10 protein-coding genes and 1 pseudogene are annotated in these 7,977 nt (G+C 59.4%); 10 read left to right on the top strand and 1 reads right to left on the bottom strand.

The features are described from left to right. Nucleotides 1–653 precede the first annotated feature (653 nt). Nucleotides 654–914: a mobilization protein gene (locus R7F67_RS23565; RefSeq protein ID WP_169573164.1), complete on the bottom strand. Its 261-nt coding sequence runs from the start codon at nucleotides 912–914 to the stop codon at nucleotides 654–656. A 182-nt stretch (nucleotides 915–1,096) separates the two neighbouring features. Here R7F67_RS23565 and R7F67_RS23560 point away from each other — a divergent pair. From R7F67_RS23560 to repC, 10 genes and pseudogenes are all read left to right on the top strand, one after another. After that, nucleotides 1,097–1,738, top strand: a pseudogene (locus tag R7F67_RS23560) (MobA/MobL family protein); the annotation flags it as partial. A gap of 106 nt (nucleotides 1,739–1,844) precedes the next feature. Then, complete coding sequence (locus R7F67_RS23555; protein ID WP_011117300.1) at nucleotides 1,845–2,255, top strand: IncQ-type mobilization protein MobB; 411 nt, start codon at nucleotides 1,845–1,847, stop codon at nucleotides 2,253–2,255. Beyond that, complete coding sequence (locus R7F67_RS23550) at nucleotides 2,186–3,208, top strand: DNA-primase RepB domain-containing protein (RefSeq protein WP_318057402.1); 1,023 nt, start codon at nucleotides 2,186–2,188, stop codon at nucleotides 3,206–3,208. The genes R7F67_RS23555 and R7F67_RS23550 overlap by 70 nt, the downstream gene beginning before the upstream one ends. Before the next feature lie 145 nt (nucleotides 3,209–3,353). Then, the gene (locus R7F67_RS23545; protein ID WP_112928758.1) at nucleotides 3,354–3,917 is read left to right on the top strand and encodes an AacA4 family aminoglycoside N(6')-acetyltransferase; all 564 of its coding nucleotides are present in this window, start codon (nucleotides 3,354–3,356) and stop codon (nucleotides 3,915–3,917) included. An 83-nt stretch (nucleotides 3,918–4,000) separates the two neighbouring features. Beyond that, entirely contained in the window at nucleotides 4,001–4,900 is a 900-nt protein-coding gene (locus R7F67_RS23540) for an extended-spectrum class A beta-lactamase VEB-18 (protein ID WP_065825678.1), read from the top strand. Nucleotides 4,901–5,044: 144 nt separating this feature from the next. Continuing rightward, on the top strand, nucleotides 5,045–5,578 hold the full coding sequence (gene aadB / locus R7F67_RS23535; RefSeq protein ID WP_000381802.1) for an aminoglycoside nucleotidyltransferase ANT(2'')-Ia: 534 nt from the start codon (nucleotides 5,045–5,047) through the stop codon (nucleotides 5,576–5,578). A gap of 61 nt (nucleotides 5,579–5,639) precedes the next feature. After that, nucleotides 5,640–5,915: a hypothetical protein gene (locus tag R7F67_RS23530; RefSeq protein WP_223847821.1), complete on the top strand. Its 276-nt coding sequence runs from the start codon at nucleotides 5,640–5,642 to the stop codon at nucleotides 5,913–5,915. A 56-nt stretch (nucleotides 5,916–5,971) separates the two neighbouring features. Continuing rightward, the gene (urfF, locus tag R7F67_RS23525) at nucleotides 5,972–6,178 is read left to right on the top strand and encodes a plasmid repression protein F (RefSeq protein WP_112928753.1); all 207 of its coding nucleotides are present in this window, start codon (nucleotides 5,972–5,974) and stop codon (nucleotides 6,176–6,178) included. Nucleotides 6,179–6,208: 30 nt separating this feature from the next. Further along, on the top strand, nucleotides 6,209–7,048 hold the full coding sequence (locus R7F67_RS23520) for a helicase RepA family protein (RefSeq protein ID WP_169573183.1): 840 nt from the start codon (nucleotides 6,209–6,211) through the stop codon (nucleotides 7,046–7,048). After that, complete coding sequence (gene repC, locus R7F67_RS23515; protein ID WP_112928757.1) at nucleotides 7,035–7,880, top strand: replication protein C, IncQ-type; 846 nt, start codon at nucleotides 7,035–7,037, stop codon at nucleotides 7,878–7,880. The genes R7F67_RS23520 and repC overlap by 14 nt, the downstream gene beginning before the upstream one ends. The last annotated feature ends 97 nt before the right edge of the window (nucleotides 7,881–7,977 follow it).

The raw sequence follows: 7,977 nt of genomic DNA, 5'->3' as shown, positions 1-7,977 counted from the left end.
GTATGCGGCGGGTAAGTACGACATCGCACGGCCCAAGGCGGCAGGCTGACCCCTGCAATAACTGTCACGCCCCCCCCGTTAACTGTCACGCCCCCCCCGTTAACTGTCACGCCCCCCCCCGTTAACTGTCACGAACCCCCCCGTTAACTGTCACGCCCCCAAACCTGCAAACCCAGCAGGGGCGGGGGCTGGCGGGGTGCTGAAAAAATCCATCCATGATTATCTAAGAATAATCCACTAGGCGCGGTTAACAGCGCCCTAGTGGGGCGCTGTTTGCCCTTGCCCAAAATGCCCGGCCAGAGGCCGGATAACTGATCTATCCGCTGCGCTAGGCTACACACCGCCCCCACCGCTCCGCGGTAGGGAAAAGGCGGGCCAAGGCCCGCAAACCCAAACCCCATGCACAGACGCCACAGGAAGCCGCAGACGCCTTTAGCCGCTTTAGCGGCCTTTACCCCTGCCCGCAGGGCGGGTGCGCGTGTGAAGCCCCGCAGGGGCCATGCTGGCCACCTTGCGCTTGGCTATCTCCGCCTTGATGGTCGCGCCCGCCTCTCGCATCTCTTGCTGCAGGGCTTCGATCTCGGCAGGTGTCAGCCGGTAGAAGCTCACCCTTGCCCCTCTTGCGGCTCCGGCTGGCCATGCTCCTGTGGCTGCTATTCCTGCTTGGGTGGCAGTCCGAACAGCGCCCGGTCATGGTCGCGCTCTAGGTAGCTGTCCAGCCCATCGAGCAAGCGCTGTTCTGGCCACTCGCCGCTTTCGACTTTGCCGAGTATCCACGCGCCTACCAGCACCTTGCGCCGGGTGTCCTCCTTGCGCTTTTGCTGCTGCTCCCGTGCCCTGACCCGCTGGATCTTGGCGTTGATCCGTGCCCGTTGCTCTTCCAGCTTGGCGAGCCGTTCCGCTGCTTTTGCCATGTTGACATTCCCCTTGGTTATGTGCTTGCCATCATGCTATCATCGGAGCACAGACACCGCAAACCCCGACCGTCATTCTAACGGGAGGGCGCACTTACCGGTTTCTCTTCGAGAAACTGCCCTGCGGGCACCCCTTTGGGGCTGTGCGCTCTCCGAGGGCCATTGCATGGAGCTAAACCCCTATGGCCATCTATCACCTTACGGCCAAGACCGGCAGCCGGAACGGCGGCCAGTCGGCCAAGGCGAAAGCCGATTACATCCAGCGGGAGGGCCGTTACTCCCGCGACCGTGACGAGGTGCTGCACACTCAGTCCGGCCACCTGCCCGAGTGGGCCGAGCGCCCCGCCGACTACTGGGATGCTGCCGACCTGTATGAACGCGCCAATGGGCGGCTGTTCAAAGAGGTTGAGTTTGCCCTGCCGGTCGAACTGACCCTAGATCAGCAGCGGGAGCTGGTGGACGAATTCGCCCGGCATCTGACCGAGGGCGAGCGCCTGCCGTATACGCTGGCCATTCATGCCGGTAAAGGTGAGAACCCCCATTGCCACTTGATGATCTCTGAGCGGAAGAACGACGGTATCGAGCGCCCGGCTGACCAGTGGTTCAAGCGGTACAACGCCAAACAGCCAGAGCGGGGCGGGGCGCAGAAGTCCGAGAGCCTGAAGCCCAAGGCATGGCTTGAGCAGACCCGCGAGGCATGGGCCGACCATGCCAACCGGGCATTAGAGCGGGCTGGTCACGACGCCCGCATTGACCATAGAACACTTGAGGCGCAGGGCATCGAGCGCCTGCCGGGCATCCATCTTGGCCCCAACGTGGTGGAGATGGAGGGCCGGGGCATCCGCACCGAGCGGGCCGACACCGCCCTAGCCATCGACACGGCCAACGGCCAGATCATCGACTTACAAGAATACCGGGAGGTTATCGAGCATGAGCGCGATAGACAGAGTGAAGAAGTCCAGAGGCATCAACGAGTTAGCGGAGCAGATCGAACCGCTGGCCCAGAGCATGGCGACACTGGCCGACGAGGCCCGGCAGGTCATGAGCCAGACTCAGCAGGCCAGCGAGGCGCAGGCAGCGGAGTGGCTGAAAGCCCAACGCCAGACAGGGGCGGCATGGGTGGAGCTGGCCAAGGAGTTGCGGGAGGTAGCCGCCGAGGTGAGCAGCGCCGCGCAGAGCGCCCGGAGCGCCGCCCGTGGCTGGACATGGAAGTTGTGGGCCGGGGTCTTGATCGCTTCCGTGACGCCTATTCTGGCGCTGCTGATCGCATCATGGCTTTGGCTGGAGCCGCAAATCATCGAACAACAGGGGGGTATATGGCTGGTTTTCAAGCTCAAGTAAAGGGTGACCGCACCGCGCAAGCCATCGCCCGGCAGCTCAAGGCCATGGGCTGCGACCGGTACGACATCGGCATACGGGATGCCGCCAGCGGCAAGATGATGAACCGGGAATGGTCAGCCGCCGAAGTGCTCCAGAACACGCCATGGCTCAAGCGGATGAATGCCCAGGGCAATGACGTGTATATCAGGCCCGCCGAGCAGGAGCGGCATGGTTTGGTGCTGGTGGACGATCTCAGTGAGTTCGACTTGGATGACATGAAAGCCGAGGGCCGGGAGCCGGCGCTGATCGTGGAGACCAGCCCCAAGAACTATCAGGCATGGGTAAAAGTGGCTCAGGACGCCCCAGCAGGTCACAGGGGCGTAATCGCCCGGAAGCTGGCCCGCGAGTACGACGCCGACCCGGCCAGCGCCGACAGCCGCCACTATGGTCGCTTGGCGGGCTTCACCAACCGCAAGGACAAGCACACCACCCGCACCGGTTATCAGCCGTGGGTGCTGCTGCGTGAATCCAAGGGCAAGACCGCCACCGCAGGGCCGGAGCTGATGCAGCAGGCCGGGCAGGTGCTGGACAGCATTAAGCGCCAACAGGAACGGACGGCACGACTGGCCGAGATCACCGCCCCGCGGAGTGTGCGCCGGTATCGCCGCAGCGCCGTGGACGACTACCGCAGCGAAATGGCCGGGTTGGTCAAACGCTTCGGTGACGACCTCAGCAAGTGCGACTTCATTGCGGCTATGAAGCTGGCCAGCAAGGGCCGGGAGCCGGACGAGATCGCCAAGGCCATGGCCGAGGCCAGCCCCGCGATCATGGAGCGCAAGGCAGGCCATGAGGCCGATTACATCAAGCGCACGGTACAGAAAGTGATGGAGCTGCCGCAGGTGCAGGAGGCCCGCGCCGAGCTGGCGAAGCAGACCCAGAAGCAGCGCAGTCGGGGGCCAGATTTAAGTATGTAATGCTTGCGTTAGCGCTAACTGGTGGTATACTGTTAGCTCTAATGGAGGGTTTGAGATGAAAGACCAACACGACAAGCGTACCGGCAACCTGCTGGCCACCCCTAACGCTATACGACAGGCCCGCTTTGCCGAACAGCAGCGAGCCATGGGCCGCAAGGCCGCGAGCACCCCCCCCATAACTCTTCGCCTCATGACCGAGCGCGACCTGCCGATGCTCCATGATTGGCTCAACCGGCCGCACATCGTTGAGTGGTGGGGTGGTGACGAAGAGCGACCGACTCTTGATGAAGTGCTGGAACACTACCTGCCCAGAGCGATGGCGGAAGAGTCCGTAACACCGTACATCGCAATGCTGGGCGAGGAACCGATCGGCTATGCTCAGTCGTACGTCGCGCTCGGAAGCGGTGATGGCTGGTGGGAAGATGAAACTGATCCAGGAGTGCGAGGAATAGACCAGTCTCTGGCTGACCCGACACAGTTGAACAAAGGCCTAGGAACAAGGCTTGTCCGCGCTCTCGTTGAACTACTGTTCTCGGACCCCACCGTGACGAAGATTCAGACCGACCCGACTCCGAACAACCATCGAGCCATACGCTGCTATGAGAAGGCAGGATTCGTGCGGGAGAAGATCATCACCACGCCTGACGGGCCGGCGGTTTACATGGTTCAAACACGACAAGCCTTCGAGAGAAAGCGCGGTGTTGCCTAACAACTCATTCAAGCCGACGCCGCTTCGCGGCGCGGCTTAATTCAGGTGTTAGCGGTAATTTAACCAGATAGGAGTACAGACATATGAAAATCGTAAAAAGGATATTATTAGTATTGTTAAGTTTATTTTTTACAATTGCGTATTCAAATGCTCAAACTGACAACTTAACTTTGAAAATTGAGAATGTTTTAAAGGCAAAAAATGCCAGAATAGGAGTAGCAATATTCAACAGCAATGAGAAGGATACTTTGAAGATTAATAACGACTTCCATTTCCCGATGCAAAGCGTTATGAAATTTCCGATTGCTTTAGCCGTTTTGTCTGAGATAGATAAAGGGAATCTTTCTTTTGAACAAAAAATAGAGATTACCCCTCAAGACCTTTTGCCTAAAATGTGGAGTCCGATTAAAGAGGAATTCCCTAATGGAACAACTTTGACGATTGAACAAATACTAAATTATACAGTATCAGAGAGCGACAATATTGGTTGTGATATTTTGCTAAAATTAATCGGAGGAACTGATTCTGTTCAAAAATTCTTGAATGCTAATCATTTCACTGATATTTCAATCAAAGCAAACGAAGAACAAATGCACAAGGATTGGAATACCCAATATCAAAATTGGGCAACCCCAACAGCGATGAACAAACTGTTAATAGATACTTATAATAATAAGAACCAATTACTTTCTAAAAAAAGTTATGATTTTATTTGGAAAATTATGAGAGAAACAACAACAGGAAGTAACCGATTAAAAGGACAATTACCAAAGAATACAATTGTTGCTCATAAAACAGGGACTTCCGGAATAAATAATGGAATTGCAGCAGCCACTAATGATGTTGGGGTAATTACTTTACCGAATGGACAATTAATTTTTATAAGCGTATTTGTTGCAGAGTCCAAAGAAACTTCGGAAATTAATGAAAAGATTATTTCAGACATTGCAAAAATAACGTGGGATTACTATTTGAATAAATAAAAAACTACCGCTAACACTGGCTCATAGGCAATGGCGGGTTGAAGTGCAATTTGCAAAGTCGGTAGCCCGCCCGAGCGTTTTCTCGGTTTGACAGGAAAGGCTCACGCAAACCGCCACTGCCCATAGCCCAAACCGTTAGGCCGCATGGACACAACGCAGGTCACATTGATACACAAAATTCTAGCTGCGGCAGATGAGCGAAATCTGCCGCTCTGGATCGGTGGGGGCTGGGCGATCGATGCACGGCTAGGGCGTGTAACACGCAAGCACGATGATATTGATCTGACGTTTCCCGGCGAGAGGCGCGGCGAGCTCGAGGCAATAGTTGAAATGCTCGGCGGGCGCGTCATGGAGGAGTTGGACTATGGATTCTTAGCGGAGATCGGGGATGAGTTACTTGACTGCGAACCTGCTTGGTGGGCAGACGAAGCGTATGAAATCGCGGAGGCTCCGCAGGGCTCGTGCCCAGAGGCGGCTGAGGGCGTCATCGCCGGGCGGCCAGTCCGTTGTAACAGCTGGGAGGCGATCATCTGGGATTACTTTTACTATGCCGATGAAGTACCACCAGTGGACTGGCCTACAAAGCACATAGAGTCCTACAGGCTCGCATGCACCTCACTCGGGGCGGAAAAGGTTGAGGTCTTGCGTGCCGCTTTCAGGTCGCGATATGCGGCCTAACAATTCGTCCAAGCCGACGCCGCTTCGCGGCGCGGCTTAACTCAGGTGTTACCGCAGCGAAATGGCCGGGCTGGTCAAGCGGTACGGTGACGACCTCAGCAAGTGCGACTTTATCGCGGCCATGAAGCTGGCCAGCAAGGGCCGGGAGCCGGACGAGATCGGCAAGGCCATGGCCGAGGCCAGCCCCGCCATCATGGAGCGCAAGACGGGCCATGAGGCCGATTACATCAAGCGTACGGTGCAGAAGGTGATGGAGCTGCCGCAGGTGCAGGAGGCCCGCGCCGAGCTGGCGAAGCAGGCCGAGAAACAGCAGTACCGAGGGCCGACATTAGGATAAAACACTTGCATTAGAGCTAATGCCTGTTATGGTGTTAGCTCTAATGCGGAGGAAATATGAAAGACCAACACGACAAGCGTACCGGCAACCTGCTGGCCACCCCCAACGCTATACGACAGGCCCGCTTTGCCGAGCAGCAGCGAGCCATGGGCCGCAAGGCCCGGAAGATATGGGCCACAGACGCAGAGGCCGAGGCGCTGCGGCTGTATCTGGAAGAACTCAGGGCGGCGCAGGGCGGGGGTAGTGACCCCGCCAGCGCCTAACCACCAACCGCCTACACAGGAGGCAAATCAATGGCTACCCATAAGCCTATCGACATTCTGGCGAGCTTCACAGAGCTACCGCCACCGATTGACTACGTACTGCCCAACATGGTGGCCGGCACCGTGGGGGCGCTGGTGTCCCCCGGTGGGGCCGGCAAGTCCATGCTGGCCCTGCAACTGGCCGCACAGATCGCAGGCGGCCCCGACCTGCTGGACGTGGGCGAGTTGCGCACCGGCCCGGTGATCTACCTGCCCGCCGAAGACCCGCCCACCGCCATACATCACCGCCTGCACGCATTGGGGGAACGCCTGACCGACGAGCAACGGCAAGCCGTGGCTGACGGTCTGCTAATCCAGCCGCTGATCGGCAGCCTACCCAACATCATGGCCCCGGAGTGGTTCGACGGCCTCAAGCGAGCCGCTGAGGGACGCCGCTTGATGGTGCTGGATACCTTGCGCCGGTTCCACATCGAGGAAGAGAACGCCAGCGGCCCCATGGCGCAAGTGATTGGCCGCATGGAGGCCATCGCCGCCGATACCGGGTGCTCTATCGTGTTCCTGCACCATGCCAGCAAGGGCGCGGCCATGATGGGCGCAGGCGACCAGCAGCAGGCCAGCCGGGGATCGTCCGTGCTGGTGGATAACATCCGCTGGCAATCGTACCTGTCCGGCATGACCACCGGTGAGGCCGAGGAATGGGGCGTAGACGACACGCAGCGGCCCTATTTCGTCCGCTTTGGAGTCAGCAAGGCCAACTATGGGGCACCGTTCAAAGACCGCTGGTTCAGGCGGCATGACGGCGGGGTACTCAAGCCCGCCGTGCTGGAAAAGCAGCACAAGAGCAAGGGGGTGCCTCGTGGCAAAGCCTAAGAACAAACACAGCCTCAGCCACGTCCGGCACGACCCGGCGCACTGTCTGGCCCCCGGCCTGTTCCGTGCCCTCAAGCGGGGCGAGCGCAAGCGCGGCAAGCTGGACGTGACGTATGACTACGGCGACGGCAAGCGGATCGAGTTCAGCGGCCCGGAGCCGCTGGGCGCTGATGATTTGCGCATCCTGCAGGGGCTGGTGGCCATGGCCGGGCCTAGTGGTCTGGTGCTAGAGCCAGAACCGGAGACCCCCGGCGGGCAGCAGCTCCGGCTGTTCCTGGAACCCAAATGGGAAGCCGTTACCGCTGACGCCATGGTGGTCAAGGGTAGCTATCGGGCGCTGGCTCGTGAAATAGGCTATGCCAATATCGAGGACTCAAAGCCCATCAGGGACTGCATTGAACGGCTTTGGAAGGTGTCCATCATCGCCCAGAATGGCCGCAAGCGGCAGGGCTTCCGGCTGCTTGCCGAGTACGCCAGCGACGAGGCAGACGGGCGCCTGTATGTGGCCCTGAACCCCTTGATCGCGCAGGCCGTCATGGGTGGCGGCCAGCATGTGCGCATCAGCATGGACGAGGTGCGGGCGCTGGACAGCGAAACCGCCCGCCTGCTGCACCAGCGGCTGTGTGGCTGGATCGACCCCGGCAAGACCGGCAAGGCGGCCATAGATACCCTGTGCGGCTACGTCTGGCCGTCAGAGGCCAGTGGGGCCGCCATGCGCAAGAGACGCCAGCGGGTGCGCGAGGCGCTGCCGGAGCTGATCGCGCTGGGCTGGACGGTGAACGAGTATGCGGCGGGTAAGTACGACATCGCACGGCCCAAGGCGGCAGGCTGACCCCTGCAATAACTGTCACGCCCCCCCCCCCCCCCCCCCCCCCCCCCCCCCCCCCCCCCCCCCCCCCCCCCCCCCCCCCCCCCCCCCCCCCCCCCCC

This window comes from Vibrio sp. YT-17 (genome assembly GCF_033337375.1).
Lineage (GTDB): Bacteria > Pseudomonadota > Gammaproteobacteria > Enterobacterales > Vibrionaceae > Vibrio > Vibrio alginolyticus.
Note: the sequence above shows the minus strand (reverse complement) of the source record. Positions and strands in the feature narration are given on the sequence as shown.